The organism is [Leptolyngbya] sp. PCC 7376 (genome assembly GCF_000316605.1).
Classification (GTDB): domain Bacteria; phylum Cyanobacteriota; class Cyanobacteriia; order Cyanobacteriales; family MRBY01; genus MRBY01.
Map to the genome: position 1 here is coordinate 105,842 of NC_019683.1, position 20,592 is coordinate 126,433.

At 43.5% G+C, this 20,592-nt stretch carries 13 protein-coding genes; 2 read left to right on the top strand and 11 right to left on the bottom strand.

Annotated elements, in window-relative coordinates; translation table 11 throughout:
• Positions 1-60: 60 nt before the first annotated feature.
• From LEPTO7376_RS00515 to LEPTO7376_RS00540, 6 genes are all read right to left on the bottom strand, one after another.
• A complete protein-coding gene (locus LEPTO7376_RS00515; RefSeq protein ID WP_015132339.1) occupies positions 61-1,629 on the bottom strand; it encodes a chlorophyll a/b binding light-harvesting protein in 1,569 nt (522 codons plus the stop codon).
• 2 nt (positions 1,630-1,631) lie between these two features.
• Positions 1,632-2,666, bottom strand: a complete 1,035-nt coding sequence (locus LEPTO7376_RS00520) for a chlorophyll a/b binding light-harvesting protein (protein WP_015132340.1) — start codon at positions 2,664-2,666, stop codon at positions 1,632-1,634.
• 103 nt (positions 2,667-2,769) lie between these two features.
• Positions 2,770-3,837 (bottom strand): chlorophyll a/b binding light-harvesting protein, encoded by a 1,068-nt coding sequence (locus LEPTO7376_RS00525; protein ID WP_015132341.1) that lies wholly within the window; start codon positions 3,835-3,837, stop codon positions 2,770-2,772.
• Positions 3,838-4,632: 795 nt separating this feature from the next.
• Positions 4,633-5,715 (bottom strand): photosystem II q(b) protein, encoded by a 1,083-nt coding sequence (gene psbA / locus LEPTO7376_RS00530; RefSeq protein ID WP_015132342.1) that lies wholly within the window; start codon positions 5,713-5,715, stop codon positions 4,633-4,635.
• 155 nt (positions 5,716-5,870) lie between these two features.
• The gene (locus tag LEPTO7376_RS24165) at positions 5,871-11,435 is read right to left on the bottom strand and encodes a CHAT domain-containing protein (protein WP_216700274.1); all 5,565 of its coding nucleotides are present in this window, start codon (positions 11,433-11,435) and stop codon (positions 5,871-5,873) included.
• 330 nt (positions 11,436-11,765) lie between these two features.
• Positions 11,766-12,896 carry a CHAT domain-containing protein gene (locus LEPTO7376_RS00540; protein ID WP_160148348.1) on the bottom strand — a complete coding sequence of 377 codons (1,131 nt, stop codon included), beginning with the start codon at positions 12,894-12,896 and terminating at the stop codon, positions 11,766-11,768.
• A gap of 169 nt (positions 12,897-13,065) precedes the next feature.
• On the opposite strand from LEPTO7376_RS00540, the gene LEPTO7376_RS26120 reads away from it, so the two are divergent.
• Entirely contained in the window at positions 13,066-13,245 is a 180-nt protein-coding gene (locus tag LEPTO7376_RS26120; protein WP_160148349.1) for a hypothetical protein, read from the top strand.
• Between the two features lie 87 nt (positions 13,246-13,332).
• Here LEPTO7376_RS26120 and LEPTO7376_RS27040 read toward each other — a convergent pair whose 3' ends face one another.
• The 3 genes from LEPTO7376_RS27040 to LEPTO7376_RS00555 form a co-directional block, all read right to left on the bottom strand.
• On the bottom strand, positions 13,333-13,905 hold the full coding sequence (locus tag LEPTO7376_RS27040) for an IS630 family transposase (RefSeq protein WP_041763060.1): 573 nt from the start codon (positions 13,903-13,905) through the stop codon (positions 13,333-13,335).
• A gap of 13 nt (positions 13,906-13,918) precedes the next feature.
• Positions 13,919-14,317: a transposase gene (locus LEPTO7376_RS27045; RefSeq protein ID WP_225901096.1), complete on the bottom strand. Its 399-nt coding sequence runs from the start codon at positions 14,315-14,317 to the stop codon at positions 13,919-13,921.
• Positions 14,318-14,409: 92 nt separating this feature from the next.
• Positions 14,410-18,033 (bottom strand): inverse autotransporter beta-barrel domain-containing protein, encoded by a 3,624-nt coding sequence (locus tag LEPTO7376_RS00555; RefSeq protein WP_041763062.1) that lies wholly within the window; start codon positions 18,031-18,033, stop codon positions 14,410-14,412.
• 512 nt (positions 18,034-18,545) lie between these two features.
• Here LEPTO7376_RS00555 and LEPTO7376_RS24170 point away from each other — a divergent pair.
• Positions 18,546-19,240 (top strand): IS1 family transposase gene (locus LEPTO7376_RS24170; protein ID WP_015132314.1). Its coding sequence is split into 2 segments (ribosomal slippage): positions 18,546-18,870 and positions 18,870-19,240, totalling 696 coding nucleotides; the frame shifts between segments, so codons are not numbered across the junction.
• Positions 19,241-19,424: 184 nt separating this feature from the next.
• On the opposite strand, the gene LEPTO7376_RS00565 is transcribed toward LEPTO7376_RS24170, so the two are convergent.
• Both LEPTO7376_RS00565 and LEPTO7376_RS00570 read right to left on the bottom strand, forming a co-directional pair.
• Positions 19,425-19,652: a hypothetical protein gene (locus LEPTO7376_RS00565; RefSeq protein WP_041763064.1), complete on the bottom strand. Its 228-nt coding sequence runs from the start codon at positions 19,650-19,652 to the stop codon at positions 19,425-19,427.
• A gap of 180 nt (positions 19,653-19,832) precedes the next feature.
• Positions 19,833-20,552, bottom strand: coding sequence for a GDSL-type esterase/lipase family protein (locus LEPTO7376_RS00570; RefSeq protein ID WP_015132348.1), 720 nt, complete (start codon positions 20,550-20,552; stop codon positions 19,833-19,835).
• Positions 20,553-20,592 lie beyond the last annotated feature (40 nt).

A 20,592-nucleotide genomic window follows, 5' to 3' on the forward strand; every position in this document is an offset into this window, starting at 1 on the left:
TCTGCCTCTACGACCAAATGGATTGGCAAAACTTAAAAACTATAAAAAATGAAACGTGGCTTAAACGAGTCCTGCACGGACAATTTCCATCAGTACAAATCCTGCAAAGATTGCGCCGCCAACGCCACCAACCAGGAAGCCTGAGGTAAAGAAGCTCCAGCCTTTATAGTTCTGGAGATTTTCTGGCAAGACTCCTATTGGTGCTTCGCGCTCTTGGAACATCGCCATTCCGTAGAGGAATAGACCGAAGCTCAAAATCACAACGAGGGCGATCGCACTACCTTCTCCAGCGATAAAGGCCTGATCACTATCACGCAATGGGCCTAACTTGAGGAAAGGGCCGAGCAAAAAGTAACCGTGAGCCATGCCAATTTCGAGACCTCTGACAATCGGTGCAAGGCCATCACGATAGATTGGTAGATTTTTAATCCAAGTTTTAGTCAGGGGACTAGCCGTAATCGGTGTATCGAATGTGCCGAGCTGTGGGTCATTTTGAGGAGGCAATACAAGGCCTTCAAGCACAGTGGCATCACCGCTAAATTGCCGATCACCATAGAGTGCATCGGGATTAAAGCTCATTTTGCTAAAGCTGTAACCTGCGGCGATCGCCCGAGAACGAAGACCATGCCAGAAGTGACCCGCCATCAGCAAACAAGCAAAAATCAATTGGAACAGCATTAACCAAGTTCGGGGTGTAATGATGCCGTGGGCTGTGGTTGTACCGACGGGACCATAAAAAACTTCAGGGAAAACAGTGTCATTCACCCACACAAAATAAGCTGCGAAAAATCCCATGTAGGCGATCGCCGCTTGACTATAGGCGAGGTATGCTTCTCCAGACCAGACAAATAAACCTTTTGCCCATTTTGTTGGCTCGGTTTGAATATGCCAGAGACCACCGACAACACAGATCGCACCGATCCAGACATGTCCACCGACAACATCCTCAAGGTTATTAACCGCAGCCATTCCCTGGAGTGTCCAACCATCAGGTGTAATACCAACGACATATCCAAAGATGCGTAGCGGATTAAAGGTTGGATCTGTCACTAACCGTACATCGGCGATCGCCGGATCATAGAGACCTCCGAATAGACTCGCCTTGAGGGCAAGGAATAATGCCCCAATACCTAACAGGACAAGGTGAATACCGAGAATACTGGTCATTTTTTGGCCATCTTCCCATTTGTAACCAAAGCCTTTAATATCAAGCTTCTCAGGCCCTAAAACAGCATGGTAAATACCACCTGCACCGAGAAAAGCAGAACTGATGAGATGAACTGCACCGATCACAAAATAAGGATAGGTATTCACAATGGCACCATCAGCACCCACACCAATACCCAATGCTGCGATGTGGGGCAACAACACAAAGCCCTGATCGTACATCGGCAAACTGGCATCGTAGCGAGACAGCTCAAAGAGTGTCATTGCCCCAGCCCACAAGACAATCAAACCAGCATGGGCCACATGGGCACCGAGGAGTTTACCGGAGAGATTTGCAAAGCGAAAATTCCCCGCCCACCAAGAATAAGGATCTTGAGAGGTTGCAACGAATGCATTCGGATCCGCTTTATCTGCCGTAAACCCGAGCGGCTGAAGCGGATTTTTATCAATTGTTGTTGTCATAATTAAGCAGCCTTTCCACGAGTAGATTCGATCACACGACCTTCCTTAAAGCTGTAACCAGCTGCCCGGAGTGCATGGAAAATATGTCCCTGTAAGAAGAAGAAACCAAGCCAAAAATGAGCATTCGCCAACCAAACACGACTTGTATTGACGCCGTCAGGACTAAGGAATACCGGGAAGCGGTCAAAGTTAAGGGTTAATGTTGGGCCAAAAAATTCTGTGGGGAAAACAAGAGAATTAACTGAGACGAATAAGGTGGCAATGAATGCCATCAAACTGACTGCCCCAATGCTGTAAGAAAGATAAGCTTCACCGGACCATACAAATAGATTTTTTGTCCATGACAGTGGCTTTGATTTGATATGCCAGAAACCACCAGCAATCAAGGTCAAACCAAGAAGGATGTGACCACCAACAACATCTTCTAAGCTGTCAACGCCCGCTAACCAAAAGTTACCTTCTGTACCCAAGAAATATCCGAAGATTTTCGCTGGGCTTAGGGTTGGATCGGTGATGATGCGTACATTTTCAATGCTGGAGTCATACAAACCGCCAAAGAACATTGCTTTAGCCGCAAGCATAAAAGCACCAACGCCTAATAAAACAAGATGAATACCCAAAATAGTGGTCATCTTATCGGTATCGTCCCACTTATATCCGAAAAATCCAGAAGTTCTTTCTAGCTTTTCGGGTCCTTTAAGAGCATGAAAAATTCCGCCAGCACCGAGGAATGCAGAGCTAATGAGGTGAATTGCACCAATGACAAAGTAGGGATAGGTATCCGTCACCATACCGCCTTCGCCAACTCCAATACCCAATCTTGCGAGGTTCGGCAGGACAATCAAACCTTGCTCAAACATTGACTGGGATGTATCAAAATTACTGAGCTCGAACAATGTGATTGCGCCTGCCCAAAGCACGATAAGACCAGCATGGGCCACATGGGCACCAAGTAATTTACCGGAAAGATCGACTAGCCGTGCATTTCCGGCTCGCCATGGAATTTGTGAGTTAATACTGTCTGCGGCGATCGCCATGACAGAGTCCTCCTTTCATATAGAAAATTTGTAAAAACTGGATGTGATGGAATGCTGCTAGAAATAGCCCAACATTCAACTCATTGGTTGAAAAACCTTGCACTTAATTCGAACTAGTGACGGTGCTAGGCTGCCGATCTGCTGCGAAATCAAAGAATGTGCCTTGAGGCTCACCTTGCTTTTCACATATGGCCCGATATGCATGCCATAAATGTCCGAGCAATGCCAGAAATCCAAAGGCTGCATGGACACTAGATAAAGCGGCTCGAGTTGAGGCGATCGCATCTACTTCGCCATAAAATATGCTTGGGTAAGCAACTTCATTCACGGAAACAAACACTGCAACACTGAATCCGGCGATCGCCAAAGCGCCCAAGCTATAAGACAAATAAGCCTCACCAGACCAAACTAATCTTTCCTTTGCCCAAGCGAATGGCTCAGTGACGATGTGAAAAATACCACCACCAATGCAGAGAACACTGACCCAGACATGGCCACCGATCACATCTTCGAGATTATTGACGCTCGCTAAACCAGCAATATTCCAGCCAGTACCATCAAGACCAAACAAATACCCAAAAATACGTGCAGGATCTAAATTCGGATTAATGAGACGAACATCATTAACGAGCGGATCATAGATACCGCCAAAATGCGTTGCCTTCAGAACAAGTAACAAAGCACCAATGCCTAGCATTACCAAGTGAATGCCAAGAATTGACGTCATCTTGCCGCCATCTTTCCAGTCATATCCGAAAGCCTGTTCACTGAGTTTCTCAGGACCCAGAACCGCATGGTATAACCCGCCTGCTCCCAATACCGCAGAGCTGACAAGATGCAAAATAGCGATGACATAGTAGGGATAAGTATCAATGATCACCCTTTCAGCACCAACCCCAAAACCTAACGTAGCGAGGTGAGGTAACAAAATTAGATTTTGCTCAAACATTGGCACTGTCGGGTCGAAGCGAGACAGTTCAAACAGTGTCATTGCCCCTGCCCACAGCACAATTAAACCTGCATGAGCAACGTGTGCCCCTAATAAACGACCAGAGAGATCTTTAAATTGGTCATTACCTGAGAACAAAGAAATCTGTGTCTCAGATGTTTCCCTAAAAGACCAGCCCAGCGATCGCATAAAGGGATTCCAGAAGAGTCCATTTACAGCCATATCAGCTCCTTATAGTCAAAGCCCAAAACATCACAAAACTCAAATGGCTTTGTGCATTCCACTGTGAGCAGAACATAGTCTCAGACTCTTTATTGACCTTTATTTTCAATAAAGTGATCTCACAATACATCAGAATCTTTCGCATTAAGAAAAACATTAACTTATATTGAGAGCTTTTTGGGAGCGGGGCTTACTTTGCTCTGTTGGAGGTTTTGTGCGAAAAGGAATGGGCGGGATTGTCTTGAAAATCTTATTTAGAAAGAGATTTAGAGTATAGAGGGAAAAAGATTGGCACCCGTGTATATCAGGAAATAGAATTGGTAACCAATAAATGTTTGCGTCTGAAATAGTTTGAATTCAGTATCTCTATCAAGAAATCGGATATTAATATAATAATATTTCTCACTTAAGAGCTTTTATTTGGCTTTGTAATGCGATAGATTAGCAAATGATTTCTAGATGCTCATCATGGTGCTCTTAATCTTGGTTAGGGGTACCATTCCTTTAGCGAGTTCTCGTATTCTTTTGCTATTGATTAGTTCAATGTTCTTCAGCACTAATGTCGTAGTGAGTGCTATTTTCGGTTAAACAATTTTTATTTCAAGCTGTCACCTGTTATCTGGCGATCGCCATAGTGCTTGATCTGGTTTTTGAAAAAATATCGAAAAAGCAAAAACCCCCATCGTTACGGATGAGGGTTCTTGCTTAGCAAAAGTATTCTATTGTCTTTTCAGAGCAATCAAATTAATTTGCATTTCAACTAAGCCTTTCGACTAGATTAAATCCTTGCGGATATTAACCGTTGATAGCGGGAGCTTGAAGAGCAACAGGAGCTTGCTCGCCAGCAGCCAAATCGAGAGGGAAGTTGTGAGCGTTACGCTCGTGCATTACTTCAAAACCGAGGTTTGCACGGTTAAGAATGTCAGCCCAAGTGTTGATTACACGACCTTGGCTGTCAAGAACAGACTGGTTGAAGTTGAAACCATTGAGGTTGAATGCCATGGTGGATACACCAAGAGCAGTGAACCAGATTCCAACTACAGGCCATGCACCAAGCAAGAAGTGCAAGGAGCGGCTGTTGTTGAAGGAAGCGTATTGGAAGATCAAACGACCGAAGTAGCCGTGAGCTGCAACGATGTTGTAAGTCTCTTCCTCTTGACCAAACTTGTAACCGTAGTTCAAGGACTCAGTCTCAGTTGTTTCACGAACGAGAGAAGAAGTAACGAGAGAACCGTGCATAGCGGAGAACAAAGAACCACCAAAGACACCAGCCACACCGAGCATGTGGAAGGGGTGCATGAGGATGTTGTGCTCAGCTTGGAATACGATCATGAAGTTGAACGTACCAGAGATACCCAAAGGCATACCATCAGAGAAAGAACCCTGACCGATGGGGTAAATCATGAAGACTGCAGTTGCAGCTGCTACGGGAGCAGAGAAAGCAACACAGATCCAAGGACGCATACCGAGACGGTAGGAAAGTTCCCACTCACGACCCATGTAGCAGAAAACGCCAATGAGGAAGTGGAAGATTACCAACTGGTAAGGGCCACCGTTGTACAACCACTCATCAAGAGAAGCAGCTTCCCAGATGGGGTAGAAGTGGAGACCAATTGCGTTAGAAGAAGGAACAACAGCACCAGAGACGATGTTGTTACCGTAAAGAAGAGAACCTGCTACGGGCTCACGAATACCGTCGATGTCAACGGGAGGAGCTGCGATGAACGCAATGATGAAGCAAGTTGTTGCAGTGAGAAGAGTAGGGATCATGAGAACGCCGAACCAACCGACATAAATGCGGTTCTCGGTGCTAGTGATCCACTGACAGAACTTCTCCCACAAAGAAGCATTGCTGCTTTGCTGGATAGTAGTAGTCATATGTTTATGATTGCTATGAAATTTTCAAGGTACGTTCCGAATAAATTCAGAACTGTTTTTTATGTATGTGGTTATGTTAACGAAAATATTTAGTTTTGTAAAGCTGTTCTCATAAGGCTTTAGATTTGCTTTGGATTTGAGATGGTTCTCTTGATTTACCAAGGGTTTCCGATGATTACGAAAGAGCTCCAATAGTAGGGGTGAGTCAGTTGGCGATCGCCGAATTCCTTTAGTTCGTCAGTGAGTGGGAAAGATTGATTTGAAGTGACTAACTCCCCGGCTTTAAGCTGCACATCACCCCGCAGCATTGCCAGTTGGGTCTGCCGTAATGCCTCTGACTTAATCGGTGCTTCCTGTAACTGCTGATAGAAATCTGCGATCAATCCCAACGTGCCCTCGTCGGAGATGTACCATAGGCTTCCCAGCGACGATTTCACTCCTGCCATCACCGCTAAGCCTGCGAAACCTAACTCTGCTTCATAATCACCAATGGCTGTTTTACAGGCGCTAAGTACCATCATTTCTACAGGTGGCTTATGGAGCCCTAATTCTCGCAATTCGTTAAGTCCTAATTTTTGGTCTCCAAATTGAATGTATGAATTATTGGGTAAACCTTGCTTAAATTCACCATGAGTTGCGAGATGGAGAAGGCGATACGGGATTTCATTACGAATGGTTTTGAGATTGTCAATGGAAAAGCCGTCATTGAGATATGATTGCCCTTCCCAAAGCACGTCACTCACGATATTGAGTTCGAGCGGGACAGCTGGTAGAGGGCTCGCATCGGCAAATTCACTAGCTCCCATAGCAAGAATGTCTAGATTGCGGACATCTGTATATTCCAGATTAGTAAGCATCAAAGATGGCATTAGAGACAAACTATAGTCTTCAACCAAAAAGTTTGTGCCATCATTCAATACAGCCCAAGGAAGTGATCGCAGTCCATGATCGACGGACAACGCAATATGCTCGATATTTAAACGTTCTAAATCAGCTTGCAGAGGCTCGATGAGTAATTGATAAAGTTTTTGAGAGGGTTTCCAAATCTGAGATGCTGGCAAACGTTGGTTGGAAACGGCTCGATGTAATTTTGCTACTAGACGATAAACTTCTTCTCTTGTGGCATCGACACGAAAGACCAATGGTTCTCCTTCAGTAGGCGTCAAGATTAGTTGGAGTTGATCCTTGTTTTTGAGTTCGCCTTTCGTGGGGATGAAAATAGCGTGGATAATTGCTGGCGTTATACCTGTTGAATCTTGGACTTTTCTGAATTGAGCTTGGGCTTCTGCAATGGATAATCCCTCATCGTCATCATCGTCATCATCTGCTGTCTTGGCCGCAGTGGATAATTCTTCCTCATCTATTGCGTTGGATGAGGTCCCTGATTGTTGTAAATCAATGCCGCTATAACCAGAAGGATTGCTCGCGTTTGGTGAAGTTTCGTCATTCAGTGAAGTTTTGCCAGAGCTGCTTTCTGTGATTTCCTCATTGGCAGTTGAGGCTATGGTGCTATTGCTTTCTGAGTGATACTCTTCTGCCGGTGTGTTGGTTGCAGCATTAGCCTGAGTGGTGCCATCAGTAATTGTATTCGGGTCATTAGTAAATCCATTAGACTGAGTCGAGGCAGAGGATGAAGAATCTGTTGTTGCAATACTGTTGGTGATCGCCCCTCCATTACTAATCGTATTACTGGAGGTCGGTGTAGAAGAATTATTGGCGATCGCCCCAGAACCATTATTGGTATTATTCGTCGCAATATTTGATGTTTGCGCTGTGGCAGTTTTACCCGAGGCAAAATAATTATTAAAAGCACTAGTGAAAAAATTATCGGCTCGTTCCGCAATCACTGATGAATTCTCTTGAATCTTGACTTTTGACAGAGGAACGAAGACTATTGCATCTTGAAAAGTCGGATCAACTCCTTCTTGAATTTTAGAAATAGAATCATCTAAATCCAGGGTGATATTCGAGAAATCAAAACTTAGGACAGGGTTTGTGACTAAGGGTGTTGAGATTAAAGGTGGTGTAGTTGGTTGAGGAGTGGCAGAGGAAGTTGTGCTCAAGATCAAATCCCCTCTTGTTATCGAGGATAGAAATGATTCCGAAAGCAAAAAACTAAAAGCACCGCTGCTAATTATTCCTGCTGTGCCATTGGTACTTGAATTCCCAATTTCAAAGGGAATCACTCCTTGGCCACCATGCCTGATAGTGACTGAACCATTACCTAAACTACCGATGGTTGCAATACTTGCAGGCTGTCCATTCTGATCTATAAATGTCCCAGTTGCGCGAAAATATTGTCCTGCCGTGATGTCCACTGTGCCCCCAATTCCACCACTTCCCCCTTGGGCATCGATATAAGCAACTTCTACATCTCCTATTGGATCAATAAAAACATTTCCCCCATTACCAGTAGTGCCATTCGTATTAATGGTTCCTGTTGTGACGGCTTCTTGCGCAATGAGCGATACGTTGCCTCCTTTGCCACTGGAGGTATTCAGAGTTCCAGCGATTACTTCCCCAAGACTACTTGTGAGATTGATGTTTCCACCTGCCGTCGTAATACTATTAACTGCTAGGTTATTGGTCGCACTAATATCGACATTCCCTCCGGCAGTAATAACGGAATCCACAGAACTCGTATCACTAAAGTTGAGATTAATATTTCCGAATGTACTTTGAAGGTTGCCATCACCCGAAAGCGTTTCTCCCGAAAGATTCATTACGCTATTACCAGTATCGAGTGTCACCCCGGAAGCAATAGTTAAGTCTCCACTACCGGCATCGCGAGAGGTTAGTAGAGCATTCGGATCATTTGCGGTTAATGTGAGACTGCCATTGTCCGTAAAAATATTGGCGTTAATGATGATACTGCGGCCAGCTTGAAAGGTAAGAGCCCCACCGTCACCAACGGGATTATTGCTGATGATTGATTCATTAATGGAGATGTCGTTGTTTGCCTGGAGGGAAAAGGCGGTGCCAGTGTTTGTGACATTGGTAATTAGATCGGCATCAAAGGTGAAACTACCGTCTGGATTATCGTTAAAAAGAGTCGGAGTTGTATCTAAGCTATATAGGTAGGCTGCTCCGGAATCTACAGCTCCAACATCGTCCAAGATGGCGCCAATAAGGATATTGGTGCCATCTATCGCGACAGCTCGACCAAACAAATCTGCGTTTGCCGGGTTGGGATTATTAAAGGTTTGTAGTAAATTTCCACTAGCCCTATCAAACAGATAGGCAGAGCCTGTATCCGTAGCTCCGATATCGTCACGTTGGGAGCCAATAAGAATGTTGTCCCCATCAATATCTAGGGTGATACCAAAATTATCTTCAAAGGCGGGATTTGGATTGTTGTATGTCTGCAACAAATTACCATTCGTATCAAATAAGTAAGCGATTCCAGCATCTATTGCATCTGTATCATCACGCCAAGCCGCAATGAGAAGATTATCTCCCTCTATAGCCAATGCGCGACCAAAATTGTCACTGGCATTGGGTGCTGGGTTTGGGTTGTTGTATGTGCGCAATAAACTGCCACTAGTATCAAAGAGGTAAGCCTGTCCTATATCGAATCCGAGAGTATCATCGGTTTCGGATGCCAAAAGAACATTTGTTCCACTTATTGATAACTGGCGACCAAAGTTATCAAATGCAGCTGGACTAGGGTTTGTATAGGTGCGTAATAGAGTTCCATCGATGTCAAAGAGTGCTACTTCGCCATCGTTGGTTCCTACATAAGAAAAAATTAAGACATTATCTCCATCTTTGGCTAAGCTAAATCCAAATTCATAGCCTCCAGGTATAGGATTATTGAAAGTTCTCTGTAGAACGCCGTTCGTATCAAACAAATAGACTGACCCGGCATCTACTGCTCCTGTGTCATCAGCTCGGGCTGAGATCAGAATATCGTTGTCTTCAATTGCTAGAGACTGACCAAAAAGATCACCATTAGCAGGTGTGGGATTGTTAAAAGTTTGAAGTAAAGTGCCATCAGTATTGAACAAATAGGCAGCCCCTGCATCTGGAGCTCCTGTGTCATCGAGATAAACACCGAGGAGAATATTATCGCCATCTAATGCGATGCCGAGACCTGCTTGATCATTGAAGGCAGGGTTAGGACTCGTAAATGTTTGCGCTAAACTCCACCCTTCCTGTGCAATTCCGCCATCGGTAATATCAATATTTTTCGGGTCGAGGAGTAAATTTCCGGCTTCTCCATTGGGTGCGGATGCATCGACTTCTCCAGCAAATGTTCCTCCTCCTAAGCCAGAAACTTCGACCAAACCACCATCACCGCTGATTGCTCCGCCCTTTGCTTCAATTGCTCCACCGAAGTTTGTGATGCCATCAGACCAGAGAACAACTTTACCTCCATCGCCATCAGTGAGTGCATTAGCTGTAATTTCAGAATTTAAGCCCACCGTGGTAGTAGATGACCGCTGTAAATCTCCTGAGCCTTGGTAATCTCCACCGATTAGAATTTCTCCGCCATCTGTTGCACCATCAGCGGTAATCTTTGCGCCAAAAATGCCGAGGCGATCGCCAGTGATTGTGACTTCCCCACCAGCTCCGTTTTCACCAGAAACATTAATTGTGCCCGATATGAGTTGATTGCCACTTTCGCCTACATTGAGGGATATTGAGCCACCACTGAAATTCCCTTTTGCAGAGAAACGACTATCAGCTGTAAATATAATGCTCTGCTCTGACTCAATAGATACAATACCGCCATCTCCTTCGGTACCATCCGCTAATATTTCACCCCCTGCACTATTCGAGAAATATTGCGTCTGAATATCAACTGTGCCGCCATTAGTACCATTGACATTGATGACATTTCGATTGAGAAGTGTTCTGCCATCAATGTTTATTGTCTGACCTTGGAGAGTGCCGTCGTTAGTGATTAATCCCGGTGCATTGAGTAGCGCCAATTCTCCATCAGCACCATTGACGAGATAGTCTTGTTGCTGAGTGCTGGAAGTCAACAACTCCGGCAAATCTGCTGCTGTGATGGGTAATAGCAGACCTGCACTATCGCGAGGGGGTTCAACTTCCAAAGTCAGAATATTGTGGGGTTGCGTAATTCGAACAGTATTTTGACCTTCAACACCGACAATGTTCACGAACCCCGATGCACTGGTGATTCGTCCTTGATTATTTACAGAACCTGCCACTAAACTCAGGTTTGACTCTCTCGTCACTGATAGATTGCCAGTATTAATAATTGGCGCTGATTGCTCTAAATCGAAGGCAAGTTGTGTAGGAGAACCATTGAGAAACTCATACTCAACATTTCCAAAGGCATTGAGCCACTGATCTTCTCCAAACCCAATTCCCGTTGCTGTCGTTGCAGTAAAATCGCCGCCAACATTAAGACTAGCGTTGCCTCCAAAAATGATTCCGGCGGGATTAAGTAAATAAAGGTTGGCGTTGCTCCCTGAAACTTGTAGCAAGCCATCAATAAATGAGGTTTCACCACCACTAATTCGTCCCAGAATATTGGCTATATCTGGCTGTGACAAGAAATTTGCAGTCTGCCCGGACTCTAATCCAAATCGCTCAAAATCATGAAATAAATTCTGACCATCCCCCGATAAAGTGCCACCGCCAATATCCCATTGATCACCAGATGAAATGACTGTCGTGCCAGTGCCTCCGTCTATGGCTGTGATCGGCTGTGATGCAGCAGGCAAACTAATGCCTAGACTAGTTAGCAAAATCAGGCATCGTAACTTTCTCGAATACTCCACAGTTTGGAATCTCCATAAGAGAAAAGGGATAACGTATGTTTCTGTTCCGCAATGACTAATAGTCCCGAGAAATCGATGCATTCTTCGGAAAGATTTGGCGAGGAAAATAAGTTTTCGATATTTTGCTGGAACTGATTTGTTGTAGACCACCCTAGGTCTTCTCTCAATAAGAGGAGTCTTCAGTTCTTATTGGGAATGGCTATGTATGATAATTCTACAATAATAAAGAAATTCTAAAGAAACTCTTTTTTCTCTATTATTTAGAGTCTATTTGTGTGCGGCTTTCGGGTGTGGAGATTACCAAGGATTTCCGATAATCACAAATGAGCTCCAGTAGTAGGGATGAGAAAGTTGGCGATCGCCCAAATCCTCAAGTTCTTCAGTTAGAGGAAAAGCTTGCTTTGAAGTGAGTAATTCGCCATCCTTTAGCTCAATTTCTCCGCGAATCATCGCTAGTTGGGTTTGGCGGAGAGCTTCGGATTTGATGGGTTGTTCCCGTAGTTGCTGATAGAAATCGGCAATCAAACCAAGGGTTCCTTCGTCAGAAACGTACCAGAGGCTGCCCATTGCAGCTTTTACTCCAGCCATCACCGCCAATCCTGCAAATCCAAGCTCTGCTTCGTAGTCGCCAATTGCTGTACGGCAAGCACTGAGCACCATAAGTTCGACTGGTGGTTTATGCAATCCTAATTCTCGCAACTCGTTTAAACCCAATTTTTGCTCCCCAAAACGGATAAAAGAGTCGCTGGGCAAGCCTTGTTTAAATTCGCCGTGAGTTGCTAAATGAACGAGACGATAGGGCACTTCACTGCGAATCATTTTGAGGTTATCAGTCGAAAATTCTTCGTTTAAATAGGCTTTCCCTTCCCACACAATATTGCTGACAATATCCAGTTCAATTGGTACTGCTGGAAGTGGGTCAGCATCGCTAAAGGTATTTGCACCCATCGCCAATACATCAAGGTCTCGGATGTCAGTGTATTCCAGATTGGTTAAGGCCAGAGAAGGCATGAGTGAGAGGCTGTAGTTTTCGATGAGAAACTCGTTACCATCACTGAGGACTGACCAGGGAAGTGAACGCAAACCTTGGTCTACTGAGAGAGCAATATGTTCTATACCGAGAAGTTCCAGATCTGCTTGTAGGGGTTCGATGAGCCACTGATAGAGTGGCCGTTTGTAAACTGTGGGAAAACGTCGATTTGTAACTGTGTTTGTGAGGTTGGTTACGGTGCGATAGACTTCTGCCCTCGTCACATCAATGCGATAAATTAGAGCCTCTCCCTCTGGTGGCGTCAAAATTAATTGGAGCTGATCTTTATTTTCGAGCTCGCCTTCGGTCGGTGTGAAAATGGCATGGAGAATTACAGGCGTTATTCCTGTGGCATCTTGGACCTTTTTGAGCTGATCTTGGGCTGCCTCAACAGACATACCTTCGCTGTCACTTTGAGTGGTATTAGCAGAAGCACTGGATGAAGATGAGTTTGTACTGCTGTTGTCTGAAGTGTTGACAGCAATGGTTGCGTTTGAATTAGATGGGGAGTTTGTATCACTGGAAGTTGACTCATCGCTAGTATTTTGAGCCGCAGTGCTAGGTTCTGTGGATGTCCCATTTGTTTCCGTGGTGGTGCTGGTGGTGTCAGCGATCGCCCCCGCATCATTAACCACATTTTCAGAATTGGGTATTGAAGAGTTATCGGCGATCGTCCCCGCATCACTAACCGCAGTATTAGAGTTCGGAGATGCGGAAGGAGAATTGGCGATCGCTCAAAGCCATTAATTCATCGATTAAGGGACATAACTGCTTTGAAGTTACTGACTTGAATTATTCCCTAAGCAAAGTTTCAAACTCTTCATATAGCAATTTCTAGTCGAGTGAGGTGCAATAGCAGCAATGTGTAAACCAGCATCGAATATCATCAAGGGTAATCTTGGAAAAAGCTACCTCAATTGCCTTGTCTAGAGCTAGATAAGTTCTTGCCCCGATACTTTTCAAGGTACTTTTCAACTTTGACCAGCAATTTTCAATGGGTGAAAAATCTGGAGAATAGGGAGGAAGGTAAATCAACTTAGCTCCCACGGCCTCAATCATTGTGCGTACTGACTCTCCTAAATGAATCGAACAGTTATCCATCACCACACATGCTCCCGCCCATAAGTTTGGTATTAACTTCTGGCTGATGAATGCTTCAAAGGTTAATCCATCCGTACTCCCCAGCAGATGATAATTAGCGACCATTCCCTTGAAGCCTAATGCTCCAATCAAAGAAACATTCTTGCCTCGTTTACTGGATTTCGGACTATAAGCTCGTTTCCCTTTCTCAGAACGTGCCCTCAGTCTTGTCATGGCTAAGTTCACGCCCGATTCATCGATAAAAATCAAGTTTTTCGCTAGAGTCGCTTGCATTTTCTGCCAAAAATCATATCTGGCTTGTTGCACTCGTTTTGTCGCCTTAAGGTCTGGATAGAATGTTTTTTTTGAGGCTATATCCCATTCTTCTTAAGGTGCGATGCATGGTGCTATTGGCCACACGGAGACCAGTGCGTTTCTCCATCTCATCACATAGTTCCGCTAGCGTCGCATCGTTTTTCTTGGTGAGCAACTGGCGCAATATTGTTTGATGCTCTTCGTTTAATTTGGGAGGTGTTTGTTGGCTTCGTTTTTTCGGAGCAATCGACCCTGTCAGTCGTTTTTGGTCGAGGAGCTTTTGTACAAAACTTTTCGCCACTCCAAATTGTCGGGCAAGACTACTTTGACTCACACCACCCCTTTCGTAGGCATCCACTATTTTCTGTCTTAAGTCTAATGAGTAGGCTTTCGGCAAGATGCTACTTTCTTCCTCACCAGTCAACTCACCTATACTACTTCATACACCTTGCTAGGCTGAAATTTGCTGTATGAAGCTTTCCTTCCCTTAAAATTTATTTAAAGTAATGTTTTCTACTAGGGACTACTTAGCTCAGGACAACTTGAAACAGTTCTGAAATCAGCATTTACGATGATATCTGCTGGGTCAAAATCTCCGATATTATTCATTAAAAGGCCTGCCTTATCAACAATAAAGAAATCACCATAAATATTCGACAGATTAAACCCATTTTCACCAATATCTGTAACGGTATTATCCTTCAAACTGACACAAATTTTCTGCCCGCTCTCTTGATAAATCTTAATGCCATTATCAGAAACACCTGAAATGTTATTAGAAGTAATGATTATATTCGCCTCTGCAATGCCGTCGATCTGATCGCCATCAGCGTCTTCAGCACCAGTATTACTTATTTCAATACCATCTTCGCCACCAGGATTAATAGTATTTCCTGAAATGATAGTCTCCAATACACTGAAAGCGCTATCATCCGGACTTGCGCCAATGTCATTACTGATGACTATGCCGTCATCAGAATTAGAAGTAACTGTAATTGTATTATCTAAAATATTTGCTGTGTTCGAAATTTCAGCATCCGCATTTGATTCTATATCAAAATTAATGCCAGCCTCTTGGCTCATTACAGTATTGCTCGAGATGGTTGCATTCGTAGTAGTAGTTCCATAGCTATAAGCCGATACTGAGAGTGCTATTCCTTCACCATTATTACTAATTAATGTATTCCTAGAAACTGTTATTTCATCAGAAATATTGCCGTCATTATTTACTTCTCTTGTGATATTGATTCCCGTATCTCTATTGTTGATATTATTATCAGAAATAGTAATGTTTCCGGAAGCATCAGCTTCATCACTTACATTTATTGCGATATCAATCCCTGAGCCTGTATTCGTCAGGTTGTTTTCAGAAATGACGATTTTAGACTCTGATTCAGCATTAGACGCAGACTGAATATCAAAGGAAATCAAATTGCTCTCGTCTCTTTCTGAAGTTAGAATGTTCTTAGAAATTTCAACGTCAGAATCCAAATAACCATAGAGAGCTTGAGATGATGAAGGGTTGCTAACACCAGATCGTTCAATGACTTGAACACTAGCATCACCACCACTCACAGTATTACCAGAAATCGCAATCTTAGAATCAATACTTGTTTGATTATCAGTCTTTGATGTCGCTATATTATCGATCAAAATACCAGATCTATCAGATGTTGATTCTAGAGATATTTGATTGTTTTCAAGGTCAATAGTGGAATTTATGGTGCCACCTTCAGCAGCATTTGTAGATATATACAAGACGCTTGGGGAAAGGCTTATATTACCGCTAATAGTACTCGTTGCAATATCTAAATTATTACCTTCAATAGAAATAGTCTGTGAAGCCGTTGCTTTCTCTCCAGATGCACCAGAAGCAATCTGAACCCCACTACCAGAATTGGTGATGTTATTTTCTGAAATAGTGATGCTGCTGTTTAAAGCAGCAGGTTTTTGTGCAAGCTCAAGGTCTGTGGGATCATTGCTGACAACTGTGACATCACCCACTCTAATGCCGTTCAATACGCTCGAAATAGTATTGCCAGAGATGGTGACATTCCTGCTTAAGTCACCTCCATAACTACTACTTCCAGAAACTAGGATGCCGTTTTCAGTCTCAGCAATTTGAGTTCCAGAAATATTATTGTTAGAAAGTGTAAGGTTACTTGTGAGCTTACCTTCATTAGCACTCAATTCAATAATATTAATACCTATTATGGTTTCGGAAATAGTGTTGTCTCTGATGATGATATCTGATGATATGAGACGACCATTCGCATTGAATGAACCAGCAATAGATTGTTCAAAACCAGAGATTGTATTGCCAGAAATCATCAGGTTTAATGCTCTATTAGTAATCAGATCAGGCTCTTGCAATACTGCACTTGTTGCACCAGAGTTTAAAAATGTAATAGCTTGAGAACTAGAATTTCCTGTAATAATATTGTCAGAGATAGTTACTTTCCCTGTATCTTGAAAATTCGCTACTGTTATCCCAGTGTCAAGATTCAAGAAGGTATTATCTGAAATGGTAATGATATCTGATTTGCTATTGGTTGCAACTGTAACACCATTATCACCAGACCCCTCACTTAGAGAATTGAAAGTATTTCCAGAAATAGTGATATCGCTATTTTGACTACTAGGAACTTCAGTCTGTGATGATATCCGCAGAAGAGAGTCAGAATCGCCAGAAAAGCGATTATCTAAAATATTGATCGTTCCTACTCCCTCAGAAATAGTAATTAAAGACTCCCCTATCGACCCAGAAAATGCCAAAACATTGTTACGGATAGTTGTGTCTGTAATGCCAGATCCAATTATTGCTGCTTCATCTGCCATGGGTTCAAAAGAAAAACCAGCGATAGTATTACTATTACCGAGATTTCCTGTCCCTGTGATGGCCGGAAATAAACCACTACCAGAGTTGGGAAGCTGAATTGAGCCTAGTTCAGTAATGGGAATAAACTGTTCTGGTCCCGTCGAAAGCACCTGTATGGTATCGGGCAGGGTAAAAGACCCCTGGGCTTCAGCAAAATCTGCAACATAAATAATTGCATTGTCTGGCGGGTTGGAGGCAAGAGCTTCGTCGATTGTGCCAAAAGGATCCTCTACGCTACCATCGGAATTTCCATTGGGGGAGACATGGATAAAATGCCAAGGTTTGCTTGTCTTGGGATTTATTGCAGTGGCATTATTGGCAATTGCAACCGTACTAAATTCTTCGCGAATGGAAACATTACTCTGACGCAGCAGGCGATCGCCGAGACGGGCAATAACGGATTCTTCTGGGGTTTGATCTTTACGGGCAGAGGCATTACCACCAAAAGAAGCACCTACGGTAAAGCTTAGGGTCGTTCCAAATTCGCTATCTGTTTTTAAGGAAACACCAGCATTGAAATTGTTCGAAATTTCAGCGAGTAAACGACTACTTAAACCGACGAAGCCTGAACCACTGAGTCCATCATATAAATACAGACCGAGATAACCTTTGAGATTTCCACCATTCCAATTTGCTAGGCGGAGACCTCCTTCAATATCTAAGCCCATCAAAGATTCTTCGTAGAGATTGGTCTGGGCAGCACTGTAGAGGAGGGTATTACCAACAAAGGTTCGATCTGTAATAGTTGCTGTTCCTTCTCGCAAAATATCGCGGCGATCGCCCACAGGAATATAACCGTTTGCCCTAATTTCCCAAGGTTCGCCTAGCACTTCAAAACCGAGACCAATTTGATTAAACGTATTGTCGTTAGTTGTATTCCGGATATCCAGACCAACATAACCGCCAAACACAATATCTAAAGCCGGAGAATATTCACGATAACCCAGTACAGTATTGCTACTAAATTCGGAATCTTCTGTATCTAGATTCGCACGACCATATAAGTACCAAAGCCGACTGCCTGGCTCCTGAGACAGCGGTACAAAACCATTGATACTTCCGAAAGAGCTACTGTAACCGACTCCCTCTCCAGTTGTGAAAGATGCGCCCAAATTGCTCTTGACTACCGTTGTTTCTGTAACGTCCTCCACTTGAGCGATCTGCATCTCTTTTGGTTCTTGAACCTTAGATTCTTCAGATAGTTTTGCTTCATTATCTGTAGTTGTAAAAACTTCAACGGCATTAACCGTTTGAGCTGCCACTATTTGACTTGCTAGTAAAAGGGGAAAGGCGTACACACGGATGAGGATACTAGAAGTCATTGAAAAACAGTGGCTCAATAAAAATCAAATATCATGTATCTTATCGTAGTTCTTGCTTGTATCAGCTAGAGCACAGCAGTTAGGACAGTTTTTTACGTAAACTTCATCGTTTCTCCGTGAATTACCTTATATATGAGTGCTCAGTGGCGAATCGATAGAGGCAATAGAAGCAGTAAAGACTGAGCATAAGTCTCACAGGAAAATTTTCACATTCCTGTTACCCTCCTATTTTATTTGCAGACTCTACTTATCGGATTTGGTCTGATTCTCAGATTTAGCAAATACCAGACTGATTTTTCTTTTGATAAGCCTGGTAGTCTGCCACAAAATCTAATTGATTCAGTTGAGCGATCAACTGCCAATTCATAATGTCCTGGAAAAGCACACTATAGCCATTTGTATTGGGATGGAGGCGTTGCAGAATAGAGGTATGAATGGAGGTTGTTGACTCAATGGAATGTCCAGAATGCCAATCTACTCATATCCGTAAGAACGGAAAGAAAAAAGGCAAACAGAATCACATCTGTGTAGATTGCGGTCGTCAGTTTATCGACCACTATAGTCAGCTCGGCTACTCAAATGCCTTCAAACGTGAATGCCTCAAAATGTATGTCAACGGTATGGGCTTTCGAGCCATTGAACGGGTGAAAGGAGTGCACCACACTACCGTCATCACTTGGGTCAAACAAGTCGGTGCATTGCTGCCTGATGCTTATGAACCGGAAGAGATGCCTCAGGTCGGGGAACTCGATGAACTTCAAACATTCGTCGGTGCTAAAAAAACAAGGTCTGGCTCTGGACAGCAGTAGACCACTTTCAACCAGGTATTCTTGCTTGGACTATTGGTGACAGAAGTGCAGAGACATTCAAGCCACTATGGGCAATCGTTAGTCTCTGGAGATGCTTCTTTTACGTCACAGATGGCTGGAAAGTTTATCCCATCTTTGTACCCGATGGGGACCAGATTGTCAGTAAGACCTATATGACTCGAGTCGAAGGAGAGAACACTCGATTGCGGCATTATCTCGCTCGACTCCATCGAAAGACCTTATGTTATTCAAAGTCTGTGGAAATGTTAGAGCATTCGATTCGATTGCTGATTCACTATCTCAAGTTCTGGGATGTTCCTATCCCTCGACCCTCATAGATTCATACCTCAATTCACCAACGCCGGGATGGAGACCATCGGCACTCAGGTGATCATTTATCCAATGTTTACCACGATTCATCCAGGATCAAAAACATCGAAATAGGAAATATTCAGTTTTTGGCAAGCTTGTTTTGCGACTTCTTTGTAGCGATATTGATCCGAATGATTGAAATGAAAACAATCAACAAATGGCATTGTGCCCTTGGTCTAAACCAAATCTTCCAAAGTCATGAAAAAGGTTTGTTGTCTTTCCAGATAACATGCCGCCGCCAATATCAAATTGCGTGCCAGATTGGGTGACTGTTGTATCTGAGTTATTTGCTGGTGTGATTGGCTGTGCAGCCACGGGCATGCCTATCCCCAAACCCATAGGGACAATCAACCATTGCAATGCTACTGGGAATTTCATCTGCCAGTCCTTTGGTCAAAACAAGGAAATGATGACGATAGACACAACAAGTTATTTAAAGATAAAGAATGACCTCAATCTTTCGATTGAAATGTAGGGTTTATTCACATATCCGACTTTTTTAATGTGGCTAAATTATGGGAATTTACTATACCGAAGAATTAGGGCAGGTACGTCTTTCTATTGGATAGTAATGTAGTCTGGCGTAAATTCGATTTGATTTAATTTGGCGATCGCCTGCCAATTCATAATGTCCTGGAAAAGCACACTATAGCCATCTGTGTTGGGATGGAGACCATCGGCACTGAGATGATCATTGATCCAATGTTCACCACGACTCATCCAGAGATCAAAAACATCGAAGTAAGGAATATTGAGCTTTTGGCACGCCTGTTTTGTGACTTCTTTGTAGCGATGTTGGTCGGCGTGATTGAAGTGAAAACAATCAACAAATGGCATTTTGCTCTCATTAATAGGCACCATTCCCACAAAAATCACGGGACACAGGGCCTGAGCTTCTTCTAATAATTTATCGATATGCTGGCTGTATTCTGAGAACTCAGTGTAATTCTTGCCATCGAGACGACCTAACCGCGCTGAATCGTTTATACCGACGGACAAAATAATCAAATCAGGCTGTTTATTGCGGAGTTCGCCGCGCTGCTGAAATTCTGCTTTTAGGCGATCGCCCACTTGTTTTACTGTGTCGCCCCGAACGCCGAGATTGTAGAGAATATGACCTGGTTGACTGCTCATCCACTGCAAACGTAGCTGATCAACCCAACCACCTCGTACCGGATCTCCAAAGCCATAAACCAGACTGTCGCCAAACGCGAGAACTCGTAGCGGGTGTTTCTGGGCGTAGCTGGGATTGATATGGGCGGAGCTTAGAGCTGTCATCGTGGGCTGTAGTAAATACTTTACGATTCCTTAACAAATC